This window comes from Acidovorax sp. A79 (assembly GCF_041154505.1).
Classification (GTDB): Bacteria; Pseudomonadota; Gammaproteobacteria; order Burkholderiales; family Burkholderiaceae_C; genus Acidovorax.
This window is the reverse complement of the sequence record NZ_AP028672.1, coordinates 631,446-655,977: the sequence shown is the minus strand read 5'-3', so window position 1 is coordinate 655,977 and position 24,532 is coordinate 631,446. Positions and strand designations below refer to the sequence as shown.

Annotated in this window: 23 protein-coding genes; 12 read left to right on the top strand and 11 right to left on the bottom strand. The window is 69.9% G+C overall.

The window, feature by feature from the left end:
* Positions 1-63: 63 nt before the first annotated feature.
* The 4 genes from ACAM51_RS03000 to ACAM51_RS02985 all read right to left on the bottom strand — a co-directional run bounded on the left by ACAM51_RS03000 (position 64) and on the right by ACAM51_RS02985 (position 3,790).
* Entirely contained in the window at positions 64-1,620 is a 1,557-nt protein-coding gene (locus tag ACAM51_RS03000) for an AMP-binding protein (RefSeq protein ID WP_369642691.1), read from the bottom strand.
* Between the two features lie 188 nt (positions 1,621-1,808).
* Positions 1,809-2,237, bottom strand: a complete 429-nt coding sequence (locus ACAM51_RS02995; protein ID WP_369642690.1) for a DUF1801 domain-containing protein — start codon at positions 2,235-2,237, stop codon at positions 1,809-1,811.
* A gap of 39 nt (positions 2,238-2,276) precedes the next feature.
* Positions 2,277-2,774: a GrpB family protein gene (locus tag ACAM51_RS02990; RefSeq protein ID WP_218294649.1), complete on the bottom strand. Its 498-nt coding sequence runs from the start codon at positions 2,772-2,774 to the stop codon at positions 2,277-2,279.
* Between the two features lie 11 nt (positions 2,775-2,785).
* Complete coding sequence (locus ACAM51_RS02985; protein WP_369642689.1) at positions 2,786-3,790, bottom strand: LysR family transcriptional regulator; 1,005 nt, start codon at positions 3,788-3,790, stop codon at positions 2,786-2,788.
* 201 nt (positions 3,791-3,991) lie between these two features.
* Between ACAM51_RS02985 and ACAM51_RS02980 the strand changes: the two genes are divergently transcribed.
* The 3 genes from ACAM51_RS02980 to ACAM51_RS02970 all read left to right on the top strand — a co-directional run bounded on the left by ACAM51_RS02980 (position 3,992) and on the right by ACAM51_RS02970 (position 7,017).
* Positions 3,992-5,098: an LLM class flavin-dependent oxidoreductase gene (locus ACAM51_RS02980; RefSeq protein ID WP_369642688.1), complete on the top strand. Its 1,107-nt coding sequence runs from the start codon at positions 3,992-3,994 to the stop codon at positions 5,096-5,098.
* The gene (locus ACAM51_RS02975) at positions 5,098-6,165 is read left to right on the top strand and encodes an ABC transporter substrate-binding protein (RefSeq protein WP_369642687.1); all 1,068 of its coding nucleotides are present in this window, start codon (positions 5,098-5,100) and stop codon (positions 6,163-6,165) included. Before ACAM51_RS02980 ends, ACAM51_RS02975 begins: the two co-directional genes overlap by 1 nt.
* A gap of 294 nt (positions 6,166-6,459) precedes the next feature.
* A complete protein-coding gene (locus ACAM51_RS02970; RefSeq protein WP_218341032.1) occupies positions 6,460-7,017 on the top strand; it encodes a dihydrofolate reductase family protein in 558 nt (185 codons plus the stop codon).
* Positions 7,018-7,163: 146 nt separating this feature from the next.
* Here ACAM51_RS02970 and ACAM51_RS02965 read toward each other — a convergent pair whose 3' ends face one another.
* Entirely contained in the window at positions 7,164-8,102 is a 939-nt protein-coding gene (locus ACAM51_RS02965; protein ID WP_369642686.1) for a LysR family transcriptional regulator, read from the bottom strand.
* 97 nt (positions 8,103-8,199) lie between these two features.
* On the opposite strand from ACAM51_RS02965, the gene ACAM51_RS02960 reads away from it, so the two are divergent.
* On the top strand, positions 8,200-9,438 hold the full coding sequence (locus tag ACAM51_RS02960; protein ID WP_369642685.1) for an MFS transporter: 1,239 nt from the start codon (positions 8,200-8,202) through the stop codon (positions 9,436-9,438).
* A gap of 119 nt (positions 9,439-9,557) precedes the next feature.
* Here ACAM51_RS02960 and ACAM51_RS02955 read toward each other — a convergent pair whose 3' ends face one another.
* Both ACAM51_RS02955 and ACAM51_RS02950 read right to left on the bottom strand, forming a co-directional pair.
* On the bottom strand, positions 9,558-10,160 hold the full coding sequence (locus ACAM51_RS02955) for a molybdopterin-dependent oxidoreductase (protein ID WP_369642684.1): 603 nt from the start codon (positions 10,158-10,160) through the stop codon (positions 9,558-9,560).
* Between the two features lie 101 nt (positions 10,161-10,261).
* On the bottom strand, positions 10,262-11,293 hold the full coding sequence (locus tag ACAM51_RS02950) for an ABC transporter substrate-binding protein (protein WP_369642683.1): 1,032 nt from the start codon (positions 11,291-11,293) through the stop codon (positions 10,262-10,264).
* Between the two features lie 253 nt (positions 11,294-11,546).
* Between ACAM51_RS02950 and ACAM51_RS02945 the strand changes: the two genes are divergently transcribed.
* The 6 genes from ACAM51_RS02945 to ACAM51_RS02920 all read left to right on the top strand — a co-directional run bounded on the left by ACAM51_RS02945 (position 11,547) and on the right by ACAM51_RS02920 (position 19,266).
* Positions 11,547-12,365 carry a class II aldolase/adducin family protein gene (locus ACAM51_RS02945; protein WP_369642682.1) on the top strand — a complete coding sequence of 273 codons (819 nt, stop codon included), beginning with the start codon at positions 11,547-11,549 and terminating at the stop codon, positions 12,363-12,365.
* On the top strand, positions 12,362-13,516 hold the full coding sequence (locus ACAM51_RS02940; protein WP_369642681.1) for an acyl-CoA dehydrogenase family protein: 1,155 nt from the start codon (positions 12,362-12,364) through the stop codon (positions 13,514-13,516). Before ACAM51_RS02945 ends, ACAM51_RS02940 begins: the two co-directional genes overlap by 4 nt.
* Positions 13,513-14,565, top strand: a complete 1,053-nt coding sequence (locus tag ACAM51_RS02935) for an NAD(P)-dependent oxidoreductase (RefSeq protein WP_369642680.1) — start codon at positions 13,513-13,515, stop codon at positions 14,563-14,565. Before ACAM51_RS02940 ends, ACAM51_RS02935 begins: the two co-directional genes overlap by 4 nt.
* Before the next feature lie 190 nt (positions 14,566-14,755).
* The gene (locus tag ACAM51_RS02930; protein ID WP_369642679.1) at positions 14,756-15,709 is read left to right on the top strand and encodes an ABC transporter substrate-binding protein; all 954 of its coding nucleotides are present in this window, start codon (positions 14,756-14,758) and stop codon (positions 15,707-15,709) included.
* 187 nt (positions 15,710-15,896) lie between these two features.
* Positions 15,897-17,102 (top strand): MFS transporter, encoded by a 1,206-nt coding sequence (locus ACAM51_RS02925; protein ID WP_255591468.1) that lies wholly within the window; start codon positions 15,897-15,899, stop codon positions 17,100-17,102.
* A gap of 97 nt (positions 17,103-17,199) precedes the next feature.
* Complete coding sequence (locus ACAM51_RS02920) at positions 17,200-19,266, top strand: PAS domain-containing sensor histidine kinase (protein ID WP_218294672.1); 2,067 nt, start codon at positions 17,200-17,202, stop codon at positions 19,264-19,266.
* A gap of 36 nt (positions 19,267-19,302) precedes the next feature.
* On the opposite strand, the gene arsB is transcribed toward ACAM51_RS02920, so the two are convergent.
* Genes arsB through ACAM51_RS02905 form a run of 3 tightly spaced genes read right to left on the bottom strand, consistent with a single transcriptional unit; the run spans position 19,303 to position 21,288 of the window.
* Entirely contained in the window at positions 19,303-20,367 is a 1,065-nt protein-coding gene (gene arsB, locus ACAM51_RS02915) for an ACR3 family arsenite efflux transporter (protein WP_218294673.1), read from the bottom strand.
* Between the two features lie 60 nt (positions 20,368-20,427).
* Complete coding sequence (locus ACAM51_RS02910; protein WP_369642678.1) at positions 20,428-20,919, bottom strand: ArsI/CadI family heavy metal resistance metalloenzyme; 492 nt, start codon at positions 20,917-20,919, stop codon at positions 20,428-20,430.
* A gap of 42 nt (positions 20,920-20,961) precedes the next feature.
* Positions 20,962-21,288, bottom strand: coding sequence for a helix-turn-helix transcriptional regulator (locus ACAM51_RS02905; protein WP_218294675.1), 327 nt, complete (start codon positions 21,286-21,288; stop codon positions 20,962-20,964).
* 292 nt (positions 21,289-21,580) lie between these two features.
* On the opposite strand from ACAM51_RS02905, the gene ACAM51_RS02900 reads away from it, so the two are divergent.
* On the top strand, positions 21,581-22,636 hold the full coding sequence (locus tag ACAM51_RS02900; protein ID WP_369642677.1) for a methionine ABC transporter ATP-binding protein: 1,056 nt from the start codon (positions 21,581-21,583) through the stop codon (positions 22,634-22,636).
* Positions 22,637-22,651: 15 nt separating this feature from the next.
* The gene (locus ACAM51_RS02895) at positions 22,652-23,317 is read left to right on the top strand and encodes a methionine ABC transporter permease (protein WP_218294677.1); all 666 of its coding nucleotides are present in this window, start codon (positions 22,652-22,654) and stop codon (positions 23,315-23,317) included.
* A gap of 122 nt (positions 23,318-23,439) precedes the next feature.
* Here ACAM51_RS02895 and ACAM51_RS02890 read toward each other — a convergent pair whose 3' ends face one another.
* The gene (locus tag ACAM51_RS02890; RefSeq protein ID WP_369643915.1) at positions 23,440-24,405 is read right to left on the bottom strand and encodes a tripartite tricarboxylate transporter substrate binding protein; all 966 of its coding nucleotides are present in this window, start codon (positions 24,403-24,405) and stop codon (positions 23,440-23,442) included.
* Positions 24,406-24,532 lie beyond the last annotated feature (127 nt).

Sequence of the window (24,532 nt, the reverse complement as noted above, 5' to 3'; positions counted from 1 at the left end):
GGGGCGAGGGCCGCCTCTGGCGGACGCGCCAGGGCGCGCGGCGCCTCGGGGGGATGCCGCTCTCTAGTTCACCATGCGGCCCCGGCCTTCCCAGTACGGCGCCTGCACCGCGCGGCGCATGACCTTGCCGTTGGGGTTCTTGGGCAGCGTGGGCACGAACTCGATGCGCCGGGGCCGCTTGAAGCCGCCCAGGTGCTGGGCGCAGAAGGCGTCGATGGCGGCGCTGACCTCGTCGCCCGCCGTGCGGCCGGGCTTGAGCACCACGTGCGCGGCCACGGCCTCGCCCCACTTGTCGTCGGGCACGGCGAACACGCAGGCATCGGCGATCGCGTCGTGCTGGTACAGCACCGCTTCCACCTCGGAGGGGTACACGTTGAAGCCGCCGCTGATCACCATGTCCTTCTTGCGGTCCACGATGTAGACAAAGCCTTCGTCGTCCATGCGGGCCAGGTCGCCCGTGTGGTACGCACCGTCCTTGAGCACCTCGGCCGTGAGCTCGGGCGCGCGCCAGTAGCCCGCGAAGACGTCGTCGCCGCGCACCACGATCTCGCCGATCTCGCCCGTGGCCACGGGCCGGCCGTCGTCGCCCAGGATCTGCACGTCGCATTCCAGGAACGGCCGCCCGCACGATGCCAGGCGCTCGGGCCGCGCGGCGCGGGCGAACAGATGGTCTTCCACCGACAGGCCACAGACACCCGAGGTCGTCTCGCCTGCGCCATAGCCTTGCTGCAGGATGGGCCCGAACACATCCATGGCCTTCAGGATGCGCGCGGGCGCCATGGGGGCGGCGCCATAGCCCAACCGCAGCAGGTCGGGCAGGGGGCGGTACTGGCCCTCCAGCTCGGCCAGCAGCATGTTGATCATGGTGGGCACCATGAAGGTGTGCGTCACGCGGTCGGCGCGCATGTCGGCGATGAAGCGCGCGGGCTCGAAGCCGTTGAACAGGCGGATGGTCACGCCCTGGCACAGCGCGGGCACGATCTGCATGCCCGATGCGTGCGTGATCGGCCCCACCAGCCCCAGGATGTGCCCGGGCTGCTGCCCGTCCGAGCGCGTGAGGAACTTGCGCAGCTGCGCCAGCCGGTTGCCAAAGGTTTGCATGGCCGCCTTGAGCACGCCCGACGAGCCCGAGGTGTAGTGCAGCACGGCCACCTCGTGCTCGTGCACCTGCACGGGGCTGAAGGCATCGCTGGCCTGCGCCAGTGCGGCCTCGTAGCTTGCGGCGCCTGCGCCATCGAGCAGCAGCAGGCGCGGCATGCCGCCCTGCAGTGCCTGCTCCACGTGCGGGCGGATGGCCTTGGCCCGCTCGGCCGTGGTGACGATGAGGGCGGCATCGCTGTTGGCCGCCACGGCGCCCACTTCGGCGGGCGACAGACGGGCGTTGAAGGGTGCCTTGACGAGCCCGGCCTTGTAGCAGGCGATCTCGATCTCGACGATCTCCACGCAGTTGGGCAGGTAGATGCCCACGCGGTCGCCGCGCGCCAGGCCCAGGCCGAGCAGGGCGTTAGCCAGGCGGTTGGAGCGCTGCTCCAGCTCGGCGTAGGTGACGCTGCGCGCGGGGCTCTTCACGGCCACGCGCCGGGCGTGCGTCCGGGCGCTCCTGGCGACAAGCGCGCCCACGTTGGCGACCGCGCGGGGAGGGAGGGGGGAGGGGGTGGTAATGGCTGTCTCCTGAAACACCGGCCCCGTCGAGCGCGGGGCATGGGGCCACTGTTCCAGAAGACGGGGGTATCAGGGAAATACCGATTGCTGATGGGGAGGTATCAGATGAATTGATGGCCTTGCTGCCGGCCACCACCCCGGGAACACTATTTCACCTTGGCGCGGGCGGCGGGCTTTCTGCCGGCGGGCCTGGCGGCATTGAGCTCCACCGCAGCGCGGATGAGCGCCTTGAAGGCATCGGCATCCACCTCATCGCCTTCATGGATGTCGATGGCCCGCCGCGCGTTGCCGTCCAGGCTGGCGTTGAAGAGCCGGGCCGGGTCGGGCAGCGAGGCCCCCTTGAGGAAGGTGAGCTTCACCGCCGCCTTGTAGCTTTCGCCGGTGCACAGGATGCCGCCCAGCGACCACACGGGCGTGCCCATCCACTTCCATTCCTCCACCACGCCGGGCGCGGCCTCGTGGATGAGCTGGCGCATGCGGGCCAGCGCGCGGCCGCGCCAGTCGGCGAGGTCGGCGATGCGCTGGTCGATGAGGGTGGAGGCGGGCTGGTTGTTTGTGGTGCTGGTGGATGGCATGCGTGTCTCCTGCGGCTGGTTTTTCGGGAAGGCGTGCGATCAATCTGCAGCGCAGGATGTTCCTGCGGCCTGCAGCACCGCCTTGATGAACCGCGCTTTCTCGTCGCGGTATCGGTCCATCCCATCGGATGCGAACCGCTGTTTGAGCTGGTTGTACTGGGTTACCAGCGCAGGGTCGGCGCGCAAGGCATCGCGAAAATGCAGAAAGAACTCGAACTCCGAGCCACGCGCTACCACCTGCAGTGCAACGTCCATGGTGGTGTCGGCTGACAAAAGCATGCACAGCGCGGGCGTGCGCAGCGTGCCGGCCTTGGCCACGTAGCCCGCAGCTTCCAGGGCTTCGACACTGCGTGCGTGGTCCTGCGCCGGTACCAGCAAGCAGATGTCCAGGTCGCCCTTGGAGATGGCGCCTGGGATGGACGAGGCACCGATGTGTTCGATGATGGCGTGGGGCACAAGCCTGGCGACTTCAGCGGCCACCGCCGCGAAGGTGGCTGCTGCCTGGTCCTGGTACTGCGCGGATTCGAGCAATGTCACCCTGGGCATCCTCACACCACCGCCTCCCACTTCCCCGACACCACCAGTTCCAGCACCACCGCGATCAGCGCCTCCATCACCACCTGCATCACGCCGTCCACCTCGCGGTCGGCGGTGGTGGCCAGGGTATAGCTGCGCGTCAGCTCGGGGTTGACCACGCGGGCCACCATCCAGTCGGGGCCGGCGGCAGGCGCGTCGCCCAGCGCGCAGGCGGGCGTGAAGGTGAAGCCGCCCCCGCACGCGTACAGCGACCGGATCACGCGGGCGGAGTCGTGTTCGTGGGCGATGTTCAGGGCCACGCCGCGCGCGGCGGCGGCTTCTTCCACCCGCTGGCGGATGGAGTAGCGGCGCGACTGCAGCACCAGGGGCTGCGCGGCGGCGTCGGCGAAGTCGATGGTGGGGCGCGCGGTGGCGGCCGCCGCGCCCGCAACGGTGCCGGTAGTGGCGGCGATGGCGTTGGCACCCGGTGGCTTGCGCAGCAGCGCCCGCACGGCGCCGCCGGGGTCGTGCCCGCAAAAATACATGGCCTCGCGCACCAGCGGGCGGCAGTGCAGGCCCTCCACCTGCGCCGCGTCCACCAGGATGCCGATGTCCGCGCGGCGGTCGAGCATCGCCTTTTTCACCATCAGGCTCAGGTCGTCCAGGACAAAGACGCGGATGCGCGGGTGCGACTCCTTCAGGTGCGCCAGCAGCGGGCCCATGATCAGCGACGAGAGCAGGAACGGCACCGCGATCGTCACCGAGCCCTCGGGCCCCTGCGGCAGGCGCTGGATGCGCTCGCGCATCGCGGCGGCGTCGCTCAGCAGGCGGCGGGCGTCTTCGTACAGCTGCTGCCCGGCGGGCGTGGGCGTGACGCCGGCGTGCGAGCGCTCGAACAGCCGCGCGCCCAGCTCGCCCTCGAGCTTCTTGATCTGCGCGGTGAGGGCGGGCTGGGCGATGTACAGCGTGCCCGCCGCGCGCGAGAGGCTGCCGGCTTCCAGCACGGCGATGAAGTAGCGGAGCGCGCGCAGGTCCATGGGGCAGGGCGGAATCTGGGGGAGGAAGGAGGGTGGTCGGCGGATGAATCGCACGCAACTCTAACCTGCCCGCCACCCCGGGCCGGGGGTATGCGGAGGGCGAGTTTGCAAACGCGTTTTTCTTCGTTGAGGCGCGGGCTCCGCGCGCGGATCATGCCCTTCAACCCCATCCCCCAACCGCTTATCCCGCAGGAGCCCGCTATGCCCGTCCAGTTCATCGGCATGATCCAGCCGAACGAAGTGTCAGAAACCATTCCCCGCCGTGGCCCGGCGGTGGACCCCGCCTATGTGCGCGTGTTCGCCCAGGCGCACGAGCACGCGGGCTTCGACCGCATCCTGGTGCCCGCCAGCTCATCGAGCCCCGACACGCTGCTCACCGCCACCTACGCGGCCTCGGTCACGCAGAAGATCGGCCTGCTGCTGGCCCACCGCCCCGGCTTCGTGGCGCCCACGCTGGCCGCGCGCCAGCTGGCCACGCTGGACCACTACACCGGCGGCCGCCTGGCGGTTCACTACATCAGCGGCGGCTCGGACGAAGACCAGCAGCGCGACGGCGACTTCCTCGGTCACGACGAGCGCTATGCGCGCACCGACGAATACCTCGGCATCCTGCGCCGCGTGTGGGCCGAGGACAAGCCTTTCGACCACGAAGGCACCTACTACCGCGCCAAGGGTGCCGTGTCCGAGGTGAAGCCGCTGCAGGGCCAGCGCGTGCCCATCTACTTTGGCGGCGCATCGGCCCCCGCCTTGCAGGTGGCCGGCAAGCATGCCGACGTGTACGCGCTGTGGGGCGAATCGCTGGCCCAGGCCGGCGACCTGGTGCGCCGCGTGCGCGCCGAGGCCACCTTGCACGGCCGCCATGTGGATTTCAGCATCTCGTTCCGTCCCATCCTGGGCAAGACCGAGGACGAGGCCTGGGCCAAGGCCGAGCGCATCCTGGACGACACCCGCCGCCTGCGCGTGCAGCAGGGCTATGCACGCGGCGTGGGGCCGCAGCAAAGCGAAGGCGCGCAGCGCCTGCTGGCCGATGCGGCCAAGGGCGACCGCGTGGACGAACGCCTGTGGACGGCCATCGCGCGCGAGATCGGCGGGCGGTCCAACTCCACCTCCCTGGTCGGCACGCCCGAGCAGGTGGCCGACGCGCTGCTCAAGTACTACGACCTGGGCATCACCACCTTCCTCATCCGGGGCTTCGACCCGCTGGTGGATGCCATCGACTACGGCCGCGAGCTGCTGCCCCTGGTGCGCGCCAGAGTGGCTGAACGCGACGGCGAGCATGCCGCGCAAACCCTGCGCAAGGCAGCCTGATGAGTGGCCGAATCGACCACGCCGAGGGCAACCGCCCCGGCATCGGCAGCGACGACAGGGGCAGCGCCGGCCACCGCAGCCGCCCCGGCGCATCGCGCCGCCAGTGGCTGCAGCAGGCGGCGGCCCTGTCGGTGGGCGCCACCGGCATCCTGGGCCCGGGCTCCGCCGCCCGCGCCCAGGCGCAGGCACCTGCGGCATCGCTGGTGCTGGGCGACCAGGCCGGTGGATTGCGTGCCCTGTTCGAAGCCGCCCGCACGCTGGAGGGCGCACCGTTTGCCTGGCGCTGGGCCAACTTCCAGGGCGCTGCGCCGCTGTTTGAAGCGCACCGCAGCGGCGCGGTGGACACCGCCATGGCCGGTGACCTGCCCGTGCTGGCGGCCGCGGTGGGCAAGACCCCACTCAAGATCGTGGCCACCCGCGTCGGCCAGCCCGACTCGCTGGGCATCGTGGTGCAGGGTGACTCGCCCCTGGGCAAGGTGGCCGACCTGCGGGGCAAAACCGTCATCGTCTCGTCCGCGCGCGGCAGCATCTCGCAATACCAGCTGTACGGCGCGCTGGAAGAGGCGGGCGTCAAGCGCGAGGAGGTCACGGTCAAGTTCGTGCTGCCCACCGACGCAGCCGCCGCCTTCGCCTCCCGGCAGATCGACGCCTGGGCGATCTTCGACCCCTACTACACCATCGCCCTGCAGCAGGGCGGCCGCATCCTGCGCGACGGGCGCGGCATCAACACCGCCCTGGGCTTCATCACCGCCACCGAGGCCGCCCTGGCCGACCCGGCCAAGCGCGCCGCCATCGTGCAGTACCTGGACCGCCTGGCCCGCGCCGGCGACTGGGCCCTGGCCCACCGCGAGGCGTATGCGCAGGTCTACACCCAGCTCACGCGCCTGCCCATCGACGCCTCGCGCATCATCACCGGGCGCGCGGCCATCGCGGCCCGGCCCGTGACGCAGGCGGATGTCACGGCGCTGCAGACGGTGGCGGACCGTTCCGCGCGGGATGGGATTCTGCCGGTGCGGGTGGATGTGGCGGCGATCACGGATATGCAGGTTTGGCGAGGGGCCGTGTGAGCAGTGGATTCTCTGTTTTGAATGAAAAATGGCCCTGGCGCTTTCTGGTCAAGCGCTGGGTGCTATTGAAACGAGAGCGGACGATGTGCCGCTCTTTTTCTTTCGGCCGTGAGGAGATCCGGGCCGAACTAGCGCACGAGGCCTGACAATTCACTCCAGCCAACGCCGCTTCGTGGCGCGGCTTCACGGCCAGGCGCCAGCCGGCAGTCGGCACGGGGGCGCGCCTCGCGAAGGGGCTCGTGCACGGGAGCCAGGCGGCGAGCGGCTCGTTGCGTATCTCGCACGGAGGACACCATGGGACTCTTGACCTTCAGCATCAACGTCACCCTGGACGGCTGCGTCGACCACCAGGAAGGAATCGCCGACGAGGAGACACACGCCTTCTTCACCCGCCTCATGGACGAGAACGGGGCGATGCTGTGGGGCCGCGTGACCTACGAGATGATGGAGAGCTACTGGCCAGCGGTGGCGCGTGGCGACGTGGAGGCGCCGGCGGCGGTGCGCGAGTGGGCGGTCAAGCTGGAGGCCAAGCCGAAGTACGTGGTGTCCTCGACGCGAAAGGACTTCCCGTGGACCCGCAGCCACCACATCGCCGGCGACCTGCGCACGGGCGTGCAGCAGCTCAAGGACGCGACCCCAGACGGCGTACTTCTCGGTAGCGGCAAGCTCGCGACCGAGCTGGACCGGCTGGATCTGATCGACGAGTACCAATTGCTCGTCCATCCCAGGATCTCCGGCCACGGCCCAACCCTGTACGAGAGCGGGCTGCCCGGTACGCGGCGGCTCGCGTTGATCTCGGCGAGGCCGCTGCGCTGCGGCGCGGTCGCCATGCACTACCGGCGCGCGCGCTGAGGCCGGGAGGGGCCCTGCCGCCTCACGGCGTGCAGCCCTTGGACGGGTCCGCGCTGCGCGGCCCGCCGGTGAGGCGGGCGTTGCGGCGGCGCCGCCAAAAAAAGCCACCGGCAGCCCCTGGCCGGGACTCGTCTTGCATCTGGCGCTCAGCCCGCCACCGCCCGCATTCCCACCAGCCCGGGCATCGCGCCCCGCATCGCCTCCAGGAACAACCGCAACCGCGCCGGATAGAACCGCGCGTAGGGGTACACCAGGTACACCGGCAGCGGCGCGGCGTGCCATGTGGGCACCAGGTGCAGCAAATGCCCCTGCCGCACATCGTTGTCCACGATCCACGCCGATGAAATGCATGCCCCCAGTCCGGCCAGTGCGGCGCTGCGCAGGGCATACAGGCTGTCGGTGGCCAGGCGCGGTGTGATGCCGAAGGTGTGGGCCTCCCCGCTGGGCTCGTGCACCAGCGTCACGTCGCGCCGGTAGAAGGTGCTGAGCGCCAGCCAGGGCAGCCGCTGCAGGTCCTGCGCATGTTCGGGCGTGGGGCGCCCGGTCATGAGGGCCGGGGAGGCGAGCACGATGCGGGGCACTTCGGCCAGGCGCACGGCGACCACGCTGGGGTCGTCCACCGCGCCGACCTGGATGGCGCAGTCGATGCCTTCGGCGATGAAGTTGGGGCGCCGGTCGTGCAGCATCCATTCCACGTCCACCTCGGGGTAGCGGCGCAGGTAGGCCATCAGCGGGGCGATGAACTGGTCTTGCCCGAAGGCGTGCGGCGCCAGCACGCGCAGGGTGCCGCGCGGGGTGTCGGCCGTGCCGCGCAGGTCGTCTTCCATGGCGCGCCAGTCTTCCAGCAGGGCCTTGGCGTGGGCAAAGCAGCGTTCGCCGTCTTCCGTCAGCTTCATCACGTGGGTGGAGCGCTGCAGCAGCTTGATGCCCAGGCTGCGCTCCAGCGCCTGCAGGCGGCGGCTCACGGTGGGCTGGCTGGTGCCCAGCTGCTGGGCGGCGGCAGACAGGCTGCCGGTCTCCACGATGCGGATGAAGGTCTGCATCAGCTCGATGCGGTCGGCGCCGGGCGGCAGGGTGATGGTCATGCGCCAAGCGTATAACAAATCTGCAGCTTGGCCCACTACCCAAGGGGAGGGTGCGCCAGAACAATCGCACCATTCCTTTTGTTGAGCGGGTATTGAGATGTCTTCCATTCAAAATGTGCATGCAACAAGCCCTGCCGCCGGCACGGCCCCGGCGCGGCCGCCCGCCGAGGCCACAGTGAGCGCGCCGCTGTTGCTGCTGCTGGCCACCACGGCGGGGCTGAGCGTGGCCTCGCTCTACTACAGCCAGCCCATGCTGGGCGTGCTGGGGCCCGACATGCAGGCCGACAGCCGCGTGGTGGGCCTGGTGCCCACGCTCACGCAGCTGGGGTATGCGCTGGGCATCTTGCTGCTGGCGCCGCTGGGCGACCGGTATGACCGGCGCCGCATCATCGTCATCAAGTCCATCGCGCTGATGCTGGCCCTGCTGCTGAGCGGCCTGGCGCCCGGCATGGGCGCGCTGCTGGCGGCCAGCCTGGCCGTGGGCCTGGCCGCCACGGTGGCGCAAGACGTGGTGCCCGCCGCCGCCACACTGGCCCCGGCGGCACAGCGCGGGCGCATGGTGGGCACGGTGATGACGGGGCTGTTGCTGGGCATTTTGTTGTCGCGCGTGGTCAGCGGCTTTGTGGCGCAGCAGTGGGGCTGGCGCACGGTGTATGTGGCGGCGGCGGTGGCCATTGCGCTGCTGACGGTGGCCGTGTGGCGCGGGCTGCCGCGCTTTGCGCCCACCACGCAGATGGGCTATGGCGCGCTGATCGGCTCGATGGTGGCGCTGTGGCGCCAGCACGGTGCACTGCGCCGCGCGGCGTGGGCGCAGGGCCTGCTGGCCGTGGGCTTCAGCGCCTTCTGGTCCACGCTGGCGGTGATGCTGCACAGCCAGTTCCACCTGGGCACGGCGGCGGCGGGTGCGTTTGGCCTGGCCGGGGCGGCGGGCGCACTGGCCGCGCCCCTGGCGGGGCGCCTGGCCGACAAGCGCGGGCCCGAGGTCGTGACCCGCTATGGCGCCGGGCTGGCGGCCGCATCGTTTGCCGTGATGGCGCTGGCGCCGCTGCTACCGGCACAGGCGCAGCTCGCGTTGATCGTGGCCAGTGCCATCGGTTTTGACTTTGGCGTGCAGGCCACGCTGGTGGCGCACCAGACCATCGTGTACGGCATCGACCCCGCCGCGCGCAGCCGGCTCAATGCGCTGCTGTTCACGGGCATGTTCATCGGCATGTCGGCCGGCGCGGCGCTGGGCAGCCTGGTGCTGGCGCAGTGGGGCTGGCTGGGGGTGGTGGCGCTGGCCACCGCGGGGTCGCTGGCGGCCCTGGGGGCGCGGATGGTGGGGAGGGCACCCTGATTGGAGTGAAAATGGCCTCTTGCGCTTGTTGGGCAAGCGCTGGCAGCTATGAAAAAAAGAGCGGCCATCGGGCCGCTCTTTTTCTTTTTCTTGGGGCTGCGTCATCCTGGCAGGCTGACTCAGGCCTTTTTCACCTCGATGTGGTAGAGCCCCCAGGGGCACAGGCCAAAGCGCTCTTTCACCGGCTTGTCCTTGAACGCGGGCAGCACATCGGCGTCGTACACGGCCCATTGGGGGCCCAGGCCGCCCAGGGCCATGGGCTGGCCGTCGATGTGGGTGGCGACGATCATGCGGTAGGCCTGCGCGTCGGCCATGCTGATGGTGACGTTGTAGCCGTCCACCGCGCGCAGCACCAGCTGCACCGGGCTGCCCGCCGCCACGCCCGCTGCCGCGAGCACGGTGGTGAGCAGGGGGCCTTTGAGCGTGTGGGGCTTGGCGTCGTACTCCAGCGTGGGTTTGATGGTGACGGCCGCCATGCGCTGCAGGGCGGCGGCGTCGAACGCGTGCGCCTGGGTGAACTGGATGCCATGCTTGCCCATCATCTGGTCGATGGTGGGGTCCAGCGCGCCACGGTTGGGCTTGGTGATGGCGCCGCTGATGGTCAGCAGCGCGGGGTTGCCGGAGGCAGCGGGCGGGGCCGCGTGGCTGCTGCCGGTGGTGGTCCACAGCCCTGCCAGGCCCATGCTGGCCGCGACGAAATGGCGCTTTTGCTTGTTCATCATGCTCCTCGTTGTGGTTGAGGGGCGCATGGTAAGCGCAAGGCGGACTGGTGCCACGCAAAAAATGGCCGACCGGCCGGCTGGATGCCGGCCGGTGTATTGCCTCAGCCCGCCGTGGCCAACCCGGGAGGCTGCAGCACACTCTTGAAGCTGCGGTCCCACAGCGGTGCGACCTGCGCCGGGCCGTCGAGCACGCCCAGCTGCAGGAAGGCATCGGCCACGGCCTGGTGCCCTTTGACCACGGCGTCGTCCACGGGGCGCAGGTCGTAGTCGGTGCTGCGGTTGTTCCACAGCTCGATCAGGTCGCCCACGGGCACGCGGGTTTCGGCGGACTGGGCCCGGGCGTACTCAAGGTAGTTGCCGTTGGCCCACAGGTAGGCGCGGCGCAGGCGCTGCAGGTAGTCGCTGATGGCGGCGTGCCGGGCCGGGTCTTCCACCGCGCGCGGGTTGGCGTAGATGGGGAAGTTGCCAGACAGGTAGCCCTGGCCGGTCTTGAGCACGCGCGCGCCGTAGCGCAGCCGCGCCAGCTGGCCGTTGTAGCCATAGATGGCCCAGGCATCCAGGTCGCCCCGGTCGAAGGCCGAGAGCCCATCGGCCGGCGTGAGGTTGATGGCGTTGATGTCGGCGAACGACAGGTCCGCCTCGGCGAGCTGCCGGCTCAGGTAGTAGTGCGAGGTGGTTGCGCGCACGTAACCCACGCGCTTGCCCTTGAGGTCGGCGATGCGCTGGATGGGCGCGTCCTTGCGGGCCAGCGTGACCTGGTTGTGGAGGTCTTCGCGCACCACGGCGATGAAGCGCACCTGCGCCTTCTGGCGCGCGGCGAACAGGGCCGGGATCTCGCTGCCCGAGCCCAGGTCCAGCGCATCGCCGTTCAGGGCCTCGATGTGCAGCACGCCGTTGTTCAGCTCGCGCCATTCGATGCGGTAGGGCGTGTGGCCCTGGCCGGACGCGGCAATGAGGGCACGCCACAGGCCCTTGTAGGTGCCGATGCGCAGCGTCACCTTGGAGAGGTCGGGTGCGGGTGGCGTGGGTGGCGCGGCCAGCGCGGGCACGCCCGCCGTGGCGGCCCAGGCGGCGGCGCCCAGGCCGGCCTGGATGAGGTGGCGGCGGTTCAGGGGTTGGGGTGTGTGGGGCATGGCGGGCAGGTTCGTGGAGCAATGGGACAGGCCGCGAGGTTCCGACAAGCGCTACGGCTGCGCAAAGACCATTGCGTAGCATCGATATGCGCTAAATGCGGCACCCACGTTGGTGCAGGCCAAGGCGACGCGCATGTCATGCCAAAACCGCATTTGGTCACGCGGATTTCTTCGTTGGCGCACGGGCGCGGCGGTTCTAAGGTGGGCGGGTCCTTGTATTCCAACCTCGACCCATACCCCGAAAGCATCGCCCATGTCCGCCGTCCTCCAACCCCTGCCCACCGCCCAGCTCGCCCTCAACCCCGCGCCCCGGCGCAAGGACTGGTTCGACGCCCCGGCGGCCCGCCCCACTGCGCAGGCCGAGCGCCGCCACCGGCAGGAGACGCTGGCCGTGGCCTTCCGGCTGTTTGCGCAGCAGGGCTTCAACTACGGGCTGGCCGGCCACATCACCGCGCGCGACCCGGAGTGGACGGACCACTTCTGGGTGAACCCTCTGGGCCTGCATTTCTCGCAGATCAAGGTGTCCGACCTGCTGCTCGTGAACGCTGCCGGCGAGATCGTGGTGGGCCAGGGCCCGCTGAACCGCGCGGCGTTCGCCATTCACGCCGCGCTGCACGAGACGCGGCCGGACATCGTGGCCGCCGCTCACACGCATTCGACCTACGGCAAGGCCTGGTCGTCGCTGGGCCGCAAGCTTGACGCGCTCACGCAGGACTCGTGCATCTTCTATGAAGACCACGCGCTGTTCGACGACTTCACCGGCGTGGTGCTGGAGACCGACGAAGGTTTCCGCATCGGCGAAGCCCTGGGCGCGCAAAAGGCCGTCATTTTGCAGAACCACGGCATCCTGACGGCGGGCCCGTCGGTGGAGGCTGCCGCGTGGTGGTACATCGCCCTGGAGAACGCCTGCCAGGCCCAGCTGCTGGCCGAAGCCGCCGGCACCCCCAAACCCATCCCGCACGAGATCGCGCTGCGCACGCATGCGCAGATCGGCGGGCCGGGCGGTGCGCAGTTCGCGTTCAAGAGCCTGTTCGACATCATCGTGCGCGACCAGCCCGAGGTGCTGCAGTGAATGCGCCACTGACCTGGGGGCAAGCCGCACGCGCGCTGGCGGCGGAGTTCGGTGCGCGCGCCGCGGTGCACGACCGAGACGGGAGCTTTCCGCACGCCAACTTCGCCGAGCTGCAGCAGGCCGGCCTGCTGGCCCTGGCCGCGCCGCGGTCGCTGGGCGGGCAGGGCGCCTCGGCCGCGCAGCTGGCCGAGGTGGTCGGTGCCATCGGCCAGGGCTGCCCGGCCACGGCGCTGGTGCTGACCATGCAGTACATCCAGCAGCGCGGCATGGGCCGCCCCGGCTCGCCCTGGCCGCCGGCGCTGGCGCAGCAACTGGTGAATGAATCGGTGCATGAGGTCTCACTGATCAACGCACTGCGCGTGGAGCCCGAACTGGGCTCGCCCGCGCGTGGCGGCCTGCCGGCCACGGTGGCGCGGCATACGGCCGAGGGCTGGCGCATCAGCGGGCACAAGGTGTATTCCACCGGCGCGCCCATCCTGCGCTGGTATGTGGTGTGGGCCCGCACGGACGAGGCCACGCCGCGCACCGGCGCCTTCCTGGTGCGAGCGGGCCTGCCCGGCATCCGCATCGAGGAGACCTGGGACCACCTGGGCCTGCGCGCCAGCGGCAGCCACGATGTGCACCTGCACGATGTGCTGATACCCCACGCGCACGCGCTGGACCTGCGCCTGCCGCAGGACTGGGCGCGCGGCGAACCCGCGATGCAGGCCGAGATGACGGTGATGCTGGCCGCGCTGTACACCGGCGTGGCACGCGCCGCGCGCGACTGGCTGGTGCAGTTCCTGCGCGAGCGCGTGCCCGCCAGCCTGGGCGCGCCGCTGGCGACCTTGCCCCGCGCGCAAGAGGCCGTGGGCCGCATCGAAGGCCTGCTGCTCACCAACGACCGCCTGATCGTCAGCCTGGCCCACGACCTCGATGCCGGTACGCTGGTGCCCACCGTGGACAGCGGCCTGGTGAAGACCCTGGCCACGCGCAACGCCATCGAGGCCGTGCAGGCCGCGCTGGAGCTGACCAGCAACCACGGCCTGGCGCGCAAGAACCCGCTGGAGCGCCACCTGCGCGACGTGCTGTGCGGCCGCGTGCACACGCCGCAGGACGACAGCGCCTATGTTGCCGCGGGCCGCAGGGCGCTGGCCGTGGGGGCCGCATGAGCGCGGTGCTGGCTGCGCACGATCCTGGCAGCGGCACGGTCGATGCACGTGACGACGATGATGCCAACGCAGGTGCCGACCGCTGGGTCGTTCTGAACCAGGCAGGCCCGGAGGCCGATGCGCTGCTGGAGGTCGCGGGCCTGCCCGTGGTGCTGGCGGCCGACGATGCCGATGTGCCCGCCTGGGATCGCGCGGCCGATGTGGACATCCTCTTCACCGGCCCGCGCAACGGCTGGCGCCATGCGCCGGCCACCGCCCCCGCAGGCTGGCCCGGGCGGTTGAAATGGGTGCAGGTGGCGTCGGCCGGCATCGACTTCTTTCCGCCCTGGCTGCTGCAGGTGCCGCAGGTCACCTGCTCGCGCGGCGTGGCGGCCGTGCCCATTGCCGAATATGTGCTGACCGCGTTGCTGACGCACCAGCGCGCATGGGACACGCTGCAGGTATCTGGCGCCGGGCCGTGGCGCGAGACGTTTGCGCGGGTGGACCAGCACCTGCCCGGCACGCTGCAGGCGCGCGCGCTGGGCATCGCGGGCTACGGCGCCATCGGGCGCGAGGTGGCGCGGCTGGCGCGGGCATTCGGAATGCAGGTGACGGTGCTGCGACGCGGCGGAGCGCAGGTGCAGGGCGATGATGGCGTGCGCACGGTCGGCTCCATCGAGCAGCTGCTCGCGGCCTCGGACCACCTGGTGCTGGCCCTGCCGATCACCGCGCAGACCTACCACCTTATCAACGCCGCCACGCTGGCGCACGCCAGGCCCGGGCAGCACCTGGTGAACATTGCACGCGGTGCGCTGGTGGACCCGCAGGCGCTGCTGCAGGTGCTGGACAGCGGGCGCCTGTCCGGCGCCACGCTGGACGTGACCGATCCCGAGCCCCTGCCCGACGGCCACCCGCTGTACAGCCACCCGCGCGTGCGGATCACGCCCCATGTGTCATGGGCGGCGCAGGGCGCAGCGCAGCTGACGGCCCACAAGTTCGTGGCCAATCTGGCGCGCCATGTGGCGGGGGAGCCGCTGGAAGACGTGGTGGACGGGGCGCGGGGCTACTGACCCCAGGGGTGCGCCGGGTCGTTGCAGCGGCAGCAAGGGCGGGGCAGGGTGCCTGCAAGCGGCCCGTGCCCGGCATGCGAAAACCGCATATGGATGGTCGCAAGGCTTCGTTGGTGGAGCGCGGGCCGGGTGATGCAATGGAAGCCAGAGTCCCTTCGACAGTGCCAACCCCCTTTCACACCCGACCACCATGCTGCGCCGCCAATTCCACCATCTGCTGACCGCTTCCGTTGCCGCCAGTTCGTTCCTCTCGCCCGTGCTCACCCATGCCCAGCAGCGCGTGTTGCTGCGTGCGGGCGACCAGAAGGGCGGGCTGCAGGCGCTGCTCGACGCTGCGGGCGAGCTGAAGAACCTGCCCTACGACATCAAGTGGAGCGAGTTCCCGGCCGCAGCGCCACTGGCCGAGGCGCTCAACGCCAACGCCGTGGACTTCGGGCCTATCGGCGATGCGCCGCTGCTGTTCACCCTGGCGGCGGGCAGCCGGGTCAAGGCCTTTGCGGCCAGCCGGTCGGACGCGTACGGCACCGCCGTGCTGGTGGCGCCCCACTCGCCGCTCAGGACGGCGGCCGACCTCAAGGGCAAGAGCATTGCCACCAACCGCGGCTCCATCGGCCACTTCGTCACGCTCAAGGTGCTCGAATCCGCCGGGCTCAAGGCCGACGACGTGCAACTGCGCTTCATCCCGCCGCCCGACGCCAAGCTCGCGCTCACGCAGGGCTCGGTGGACGCCTGGGCCACGTGGGAGCCCTACACCGCGCTGGCCGAAACCAGCGGCCATGCGCGCGTGCTGGTCAGCGGGCGGGGTTTGTGGACGGGCCTGTCCTTCCTGGCCGCCACCGACGCGGCGCTGGCCGAAAAGCGCGCGGTGCTGCAGGACTTCAAGGAGCGCGTGGCGCGCGCCCAGGTGTGGTCCTACCAGAACGCCAAGCCGTTCGGCCAGTCGCTCGCCCGCATCATCGGCATCCCGGCCGACGCCGCGCAACTGCAGTTCGAGCGCCGCGCCACGCGCTGGCAGGACATCGACGCCCAGGTGCTGGCGGACCAGCAGAAGACGGCCGACTTCTACCTGGCGGCCGGGCTCATCAAGCAGCGGCTGGATGTGCGGGGCACCTTCGACACCAGCTTCAACCTGGCCAAGGGCTGAGGCCCGCGCAGGCGTGTCTGTCGGGCAGGTCCGGCGCCCCCTGGGCGCGGATGCCGCGCGGGCCGGTGCTGGCCGGTGAATTCGTCCGAACCAGCGGGCGGCCGGCGGCGAAGGGCCGCGCGGCGGTTTGCGGGCCATTGGCGGGTGTGCCTGCACCGTGGCGCGCGCCGCCCCACAATCGGGTCATATGACCTCTTCTTCGACGATGCTGCGGCTGATCAGCCTGGCAGCTTTCTGCAGCATGGCGTCCATGCGTGTGTGCGACCCCATGCTGGTGTCCCTGTCCCATGAGTTCCATGTCACCACGGGCGATGCCTCCGCCGTGGTGGCGGCCTTCGCGGTGGCCTATGGCGTGCTGCAACTCGTCTACGGACCGCTGGGGGACCGGCTGGGCAAGCTGCAGGTGATCATTGGCGCCACGTCAGCCTGCGCGGTGTTCAGCGCGGCCACCGCGCTGGCGCCCAGCTTCACCGTGCTGGTGGTCGCGCGTGCGGCCATGGGGGCGGCGGCGGCGGGGATCATTCCGCTGTCCATGGCCTGGATCGGTGACGAGGTGGACTATGGGCAGCGGCAGGAGACGCTGGCGCGCCTCATGGTGGCCACCGTCACGGGGATGATGGCCGGCCAGTGGTTTGGCGGCTTTGCCACCGAAACCCTGGGCTGGCGTGGCGCGTTCGCCGTGCTCTCGGTGCTGTTCATGACGGCGGCGGTGCTGCTGCTGCGCCGCCTGCGGGCCGGCGGGGCCGCAGCGGCGCACCCCGCGGGCGCGCAGGAGCCTGGGGCCGGGTTTTCGCTGGCGGCCTACCTGGCCAGCACCCGGAACCTGCTGCGCATGCCGCGCGTGCGCTGGGTGCTCGCTGTGGTGTCCATCGAGGGGGCGCTGGCCTTTGGCACGCTGGCCTTCGTGCCCGCGCGCCTGGTCGACGGTTTCGGCCTGTCGGCCTCGGCGGCTGGCGGCGCGATGGTGCTCTATGGCGTGGGCGGGCTCCTCTACAGCATGTTCGCCCGCCGGTGGCTGGCCGCGCTCGGCGAACAGGGGCTGGCGCTTGCCGGGGCCTCCCTGATCGCCAGCGGCCTGCTGCTGCTGGCCTGGGCTCCGTGGGTGGCGTGGGCGGTGCTCGGGTGTTTCCTGGCGGGCATCGGTTTCTACATGCTGCACAACACTCTGCAGGTGCAGGCCACGCAGATGGCGCCGCAGGCGCGCGGCACGGCGGTCACGCTGTTTGCGTGCCTGCTGTTCCTGGGCCAGTCCCTCGGGGTGCTCGCCGTGGCGTTCAGCGTGGACCGGGGATGGCTGCCGCCCGTGTTCTCGGTGGCGGCGCTGGGGATCTTCGTGCTGGGTTTCCTGGTGTCGCGCCGGGTGCAGCGGCGCGGCGCCGTCGCGGGCGCCTGAGGGTGCCGGGGTTCGCGAACCGGTGGCGCTTCGCCTGTAGACTGCATGCACTTTGTGCCTGGGCGCCAGCCCCTGCTGCCGCCGCGCCCCATCCACCATGAACGATTCCCCGCCCGCCACCGTGCTGCCATTTCCCCGCGCCGAGGGCGCCATGAGCGAGAAGGTGCGCCGCTACGACTGGGCGGGCAGCGCGCTGGGGCCCATGCAGGCATGGCCCGCCACGCTGCGCTACTGCGTCGAGGCCCTGCTCGCGTCGCGCTTTCCGTCATGCCTGGTCTGGGGGGCGCAGTTCACCACCATCTACAACGATGCGTTCCGCCTGATACTGGGCAACAAGCCCGAGGCGCTCGGGCGCTCGTTCAAGGATGTGTGGAGCGAGGCCTGGCCCACCATCGGTCCCATCGCCGAGCGCGCCTATGCCGGCGAAGCCACGTTCATCGAGGATTTCCCGCTGGAGGTGAACCGCTACGGCCACCCCGAGCAGGCCTATTTCACGTTCTGCTACAGCCCGGTGCGCGACGAGCACGGCGCGGTGGTGGGCATGCTGGACACCGTGATCGAGACCACCAGCAAGTTCAACGCGCTGCGCCAGTGGCGCGATGTGGCGGCGTCGTTGGAGCAGCAGGTGGCGCAGCGCACGGCCGACCGCAACCGGCTGTGGCAGCTCTCGGACGACGTGCTGCTGGTGGCCCGCCTGGACGGCACCATCACCGCCGTGAATCCCGCCTGGACCGCGACGCTGGGCTGGTCGGAGGCCGAGACCGTGGGCCATCCGCTGGCGGCCTTTGCCCATGGGCACGACATGGCGCAGGTGCAGGACGAAATGGCCCTGCTGGCCACCGAGCCCACGCGCCGCCAGATCACCGCGCGCTACCGCCATCGCGACGGCGGCGAGCGGTGGATCGCCTGGACCGCCGTGCCCAGCGAGGGCTTCATCCAGGCCGTGGGCCGCGACACCACCGAGGAGCACCTGCGCAAGGAGGCGCTCAGCAACGCCGAGGAGCTTTTGCGCCAGAGCCAGAAGATGGAGGCCGTGGGCCAGCTCACCGGCGGCATCGCCCACGACTTCAACAACATGCTGCAGGGCATCGTGCTGCCGCTGCAGCTCATCCGGCAGCGCATTGCCCAGGGGCGCCATGACGAGGTGGGGCGCTACATCGAGTCGGGCCTGGCGGCGGCCAAGCGGGCGGCGTCGCTCACGCAGCGCCTGCTGGCGTTCTCGCGCCGCCAGCCGCTGGATTCCCGGCCCGTGGACCTGGTGTCCTCGCTGGGCGGGCTGGAGTCCATGCTCAAGACGACGTGCGGCGAGAACATCGCGCTGCAACTGCACCTGCCGCAGGACCTGTGGCCCGCGCTGACCGATGCCCACCAGTTTGAGAGCGCGGTGGTCAACCTGGCGATCAATGCGCGCGATGCCATGCCGGGCGGCGGTGCGCTGTACATCGCGGCCGACAACGTGCATGCCGACGCCGCCACCGCGCAGGCCACGCCGGGGCTGGAGCCGGGAGACTACGTGCGCGTGACGGTGCGGGACACGGGCACCGGCATGACGGGCGATGTGATCGCGCGCGCCTTCGATCCGTTCTTCACCACCAAGCCGCTGGGGCAGGGCACGGGGCTGGGGCTGTCGATGATCTACGGCTTCATGCGCCAGTCCGGCGGCCTTGCGGTGCTGGACAGCGCCGTGGGGCTGGGCACCAGCGTGGCGCTGTATTTCATGCGGTCGCAGCACGAGGCGATGGCCGAGCTGCCCGAGCCGGTGGCCAATCTCTCCAGCGCGCGCCGCCCCGATTCCACCCTGGTGGTGGAAGACGACGACACGGTGCGCACGCTGGCCGTGGAACTGCTGCGCGACATGGGTTTCCATGTGATGGAGGCCGCCACCGGCAGCGCCGCCATGGCCCTGCTCTCGGGGGCGGTGCACTTTGACCTGCTGGTGTCCGACGTGGGCCTGCCCGGCCCCAACGGCCGCCAGGTGGCCGACTATGCGCGCGAGAAGTTTCCGTCCATCAAGGTCATCCTGATGACGGGCTATGCCGAGCAGGCGGCCATGACGCCGCAGTTCCTCGGCGCGCAAATGGAGCTGCTGGTCAAGCCCTTCGATGCCCAGACCCTGGTGGGCAAGGTCAACGCGGTGATGGGGCACGGTCCACGAGACGCCTGAGGGCCATCGCCGGGACGGCCTGCCGCGCGCGGGCCGTCAGATACCGGCTTCATACCAGCCCTTGCTGCGGTTGACGGCGTGCACCACCAGCAGCATCACCGGCACTTCGACCAGGACACCCACCACGGTGGCCAGCGCCGCGCCCGAGTGCAGTCCGAACAGGCTGATGGCGGCGGCCACGGCCAGCTCGAAGAAGTTGGATGCGCCGATCAGCGCCGACGGGCAGGCGATGCTGTGTTTTTCGCCCACGGCGCGGTTCAGGCCGTAGGCCAGCGCGGAGTTGAACAGCACCTGGATCAGGATCGGCACGGCCAGCAGGGCGATCACCAGGGGCTGCCGCAGGATGGCCTCGCCCTGGAACGCGAACAGCAGCACGAGGGTGGCCAGCAGCGCGGCGATGGACCACGGGCCGGTGCGCGCCATGGCTGCCTGGAAGGCCGCTTCGCCCCGGCGCAGAAGCCGCCTGCGCAGCCACTGCGCGATCGCCACCGGGATCAGGATGTACAGCACCACCGAGGCAAGCAGCGTGTCCCACGGCACGGCAATGGCCGACAGGCCCAGCAAAAAGCCCACCAGCGGCGCGAACGCCACGACCATGATGCTGTCGTTGAGCGCCACCTGCGACAGCGTGAACAGCGGGTCTCCGCCCGTGAGCCGGCTCCACACGAACACCATGGCCGTGCAGGGCGCGGCCGCCAGCAGGATCAGCCCGGCGATGTAGCTGTCGATCTGCTCGGCGGGCAGCCAGGGGGCAAACCAGTGGCGGATGAACAGCCAGCCCAGCAGGGCCATCGAAAACGGCTTGACCAGCCAGTTGACGAACAGCGTCACGCCAATGCCCCGCAGGTGCTGGCGCACCCCGGCCAGCGCGCCGAAGTCCACCTTCAGCAGCATGGGGATGATCATCACCCAGATGAGCAGGCCCACCGGCAGGTTGACACGCGCCACCTCCAGCGCGCCCACCGCGCGGGCCGCGCCCGGCAGCCATTGGCCGAGCGCAATGCCCGCCACGATGCACAGCAGCACCCACACGGTGAGGTAGCGCTCGAACACCGCCATGCCGGCGGCCGGGGCGGACTGTGAAGGGTTTTTGGGGTGCATGGGGATGTCAGTGCGCGGGCAGTTCGCGGGCAGGGGTTCTCGGCGTGGGCCTCGTTCGGGTCAGCAGCACTTGTTGGGGTTGGTGGCCGTGGGGCCGCAGCAGGCGGCGCGGCCCGGCTCGGGGATTGAGGGCGCGCCCGTGGGGCAGCAGGCGGCCTGGGCGGGCTGGGCCGCGGCTTCGTTGAACACGGGAATGTTGACCAGCGTGTGGAAGTGTTCCCACGCCACGCCCTGCGGGTCGGTGATCCAGTGCTTGTCGCTGCGGGCATAGCAGCAGGTGGTGGCGCCTTCGTCCAGCAGGGCCATGTCGGCGCCCTGGGCGCGCGCCTTCAGCTCGGCCAGTTCGCCGGCCTCGTCCACCTGGAAACCCAGGTGGTCCACGCCGGGCTTGTCGCCGCGGGTGGAGATGGCGAAGTTCACGCGCGGGTCTTCGAGCATCCATTTGGCGTAGTCGGCCTCCACGCGCGCGGGGGCGGCCGCGAACAGCCGGGAATAGAACGCGATGCTCTTGGCGAGGTCATCGACATGCAGGTGGACGTGGAATCGCTTCATGGTGACTTCCTTTCGGCCGTGGGCCGTGGCGTGGGTTGTGGGTCAGCAATCGCAGGCGGCGGTGGCGGTGCCGGGCAGGCAGGCGGCGCCCTGGCAGCAGTTCTCGGTCAGGTAGGCCAGCAGCTCGTTCATGGTGGCAAACGATGCGCGGTAGATCAGGTTGCGGCCCTGGCGCTCCTGGCTCACCAGGCCCGCGTGGGTCAGCTCCTTGAGGTGGAACGACAGCGTGTTGGGCGCAATGCCCAGCTGTTCGGACAGCGCCCCGGGCGTGAGCCCGTCCTGGCCGGCCACCACCAGCGCGCGGAACACGCGCAGGCGCACTTCCTGGGCCAGGGCGGCGAGGGATCGGATGACGTCGGGTTCTTGCATGATTCGATATTACAACAAAAGTTGAAATATAGAATCGTTCTTGGGAGATCGTTTTCAAGCCTTCATGAAAAAGCAGGAAAATTGGCGAATCGCGCTGGATGGTATTGCGCTAGATGCTATGCAATTAGGAGCGGTGAAGGTGGACCTATCACGGTCTTCATAACCTGTGGATCTAATCACCCGATTTTTCAATCGTTTGTGAACTTACGATTCACCGATACAGTCCCGCATCCCATTCCTCACCGCGCGCCACGGACCATCGGCATGTCCTGTGACGCGCCACTGCTTTTTCATGATCGACTTACGGGGTATCACCCAAACCTACCAGGGCTCACAAGGCCCGGTCGAGGCTCTCAAGGGCATCGACCTTCACATCACGCCGGGCGAAGTGTTCGGCATCATCGGCAAGAGCGGTGCGGGCAAGAGCTCGCTGGTGCGCGTCATCAACCTGCTCAACCGCCCCACCACGGGCCAGGTCATCGTCAATGGCCGCGACCTGACCCAGCTGGGCGATGCCCAGCTGCGCGATGCCCGCCGCGAGATCGGCATGGTCTTCCAGCATTTCAACCTGCTGTCCTCGCGCACGGTGTTCGACAACGCGGCCCTGCCGCTGGAACTGGCGGGCATGGACAAGGCCGCCATCCGCGAACGCGTGAACCCGCTACTGGACCTGGTGGGCCTGTCGGCCCTGGCCCAACGCTACCCGGCGCAGATCAGTGGCGGCCAGAAGCAGCGCGTGGGCATTGCGCGCGCGCTGGCCAGCCGACCCAAGGTGCTGCTCTCGGATGAAGCCACGTCCGCGCTCGACCCCGAGACCACGCGCTCCATCCTCGACCTGCTGCGCCAGGTGAACCGGGAGCTGGGCCTCACGGTGGTGCTCATCACGCACCAGATGCAGGTCATCAAGCAGGTGGCCGACCGCGTGGCCGTGATCGAGGCCGGCCGCATCGTGGAGCAGGGCCGCGTGCTGGATGTCTTCACGCGCCCGCAGCAACCCATCACCAAGAGCCTGATCGACGAGATCCTGCCGCAGGAGCTGCCCGCCAGCGTGCTCGGCCATGTGCGCACGCTCGCAGTTCAGCTCGCTGCCACGGCACCGGACCGCACGGGCCGGCTGCTGCGCCTGTCGTATGCGGGTGACAGCGCGTACCAGCCCATCCTGTCGCAGCTCATCCGCCAGTTCGGCGTGGACATGAGCATCCTGCACGGCCAGGTGGACGAGATCCAGGACGAGACCTTCGGCTCGCTGGCCGTCTATGCCAGCGGCGAGGCCGACCGCCTGCGTGGCGCCGTGGCGCACCTGCGCGCCAGTGGCGTCGCCGTCGAAGAAGTGGCCGTACCGGCTTGAGGAAGGGAAAAAAACATGTTCGACAACTTCACCCCGGCCATGCTGGACCTCTTCGCATCGTCGCTGTGGGAAACGCTGGTCATGGTCGGCATCTCCGGCCTGGTCGGCGGCCTGCTGGGCGTGCCGCTGGGCGTGTTCCTGCGCCTCACCGACCAGGGCGGCGTGCTCGAAAACGGGCCCGTCAACAAGCTCGTGGGCTGGCTGGTCAACGCCGTGCGCTCCACGCCCTTCATCATCCTGCTCGTGGCCATCATCCCGTTCACGCGCTTCATCACCGGCTCGTCCATCGGCACGGCCGCGGCCGTGGTGCCGCTGACCATCGCCGCCGCCCCGTTCGTGGCGCGCCTGGTGGAGGCCGCGCTGCGCGAGGTGGACCACGGCCTCGTGGAAGCCGCCCAGGCCATGGGCGCGACCACCAGCCAGATCGTGTGGAAGGTGCTGCTGCCCGAGGCGCTGCCCGGCATCGTGGCGGGCCTGACCATCACCTTCGTGAGCCTCACGGGCTACTCGGCCATGGCCGGCGCCATCGGCGGCGGCGGCCTGGGTGACCTGGGCATCCGCTACGGCTACCAGCGCTTCCTGCCCGAGATCATGCTGGCCGTGGTGCTGGTGCTGATCTTCTTCGTGCAGGCCGTGCAGAGCCTGGGCGACTGGGCGGTGCGCAGGCTCAGCCACCGCTGACCCCAGGCGCCAGCCGCCTGTTGATTGCAATCTAATTGATAGCTATTGGCGCTTGATGGTAAAGCGCTTGCGGCTGCTTTTGCTGCAAGTTTGGTGCGGGGCTGCGCCCGCCGCCGGATGCTTCATTCCGCAGAGATCCGGTGGTCCGCCACCAGCCTGGCAAAACGCGCCGTGTCGCTGGCGATCTGCTGGGCCATCTGCGCCGGGGTGTTGCCGACGGGCTCGGCGCCGATGTCCAGCATGCGCTTCCTGAAGTCGGCCGACTGGATCACCTTGACCATTTCGGCGTTGAGCCGTTCCACGACCTCGGGCGGCGTGCGCACGGGCGCGAGCACGCCGAACCAGGTGCCGATGTCGAAGCCCGCGAAGCCGCTCTCCTGCAGGGTGGGCACGTCGGGCAGCGCGGACGACCGCCTGGCCGTGGTCACGGCCAGCGCGCGCAGCTTGCCGGCCTTGATGTGCGGCAGCACGGGCGTCACGGTGTCGAACGACATCGATACCTGGCCGCCCAGCAGGTCGGTGGTCAATGGCCCGCTGCCCTTGTAGGGCACGTGCAGCAGCGGCTGGCCGATGGCCGTGGCGAACTGCGTGCCGATCAGGTGCTGCGCGGTGCCCGCGCCGTTGGATCCGTACGAGAACTTGTCGGGCGCGGCCTTTACCAGGGCCACGAGTTCCTTCACGTCCCTGGCGGGCGTGGCGGCGGCCACGGCGAGCACGTTGGGCACCAGTGCGACGGTGGTGATAGGCGCGAAGCTCTTCTGGAAGTCGTAGCCGAGCTTCTTGTACACGCTGGTGGCGATGGTGTGGTGCACCGCGCCCATCAGCAGCGTGTGGCCGTCGGCAGGTGCCTTGGCCACGTAGTCGGCGCCAATGGTGGCGCCCGCGCCGCCCCGGTTTTCCACGATGACCGGCTGGCCCAGTGCCACGCCCAGCTTTTCGCCCAGTGCGCGCGCCAGCACGTCGGTGGTGCCCCCGGCCGCGAACGGCACGACGATGGTGACGGGCTTGGCGGGCCAGGCCGGGGCCTGTGCATGGGCCTTTGTGCCGGGCAGCAGGCAGGCGGCTGCGGCGACCGCCGCCAGGGCCATCAGGTAAGGGCGGCGCAGCGGCTGGGCGATGCAGGTGGGATGGGGGGTAGGGCGGCGCATGGTTTGTCTCCGAAAGGGTGGTTGTGCGGCGGGTGCATGGCCTTTGTGGCCTTGTTGTTCTGCCCGC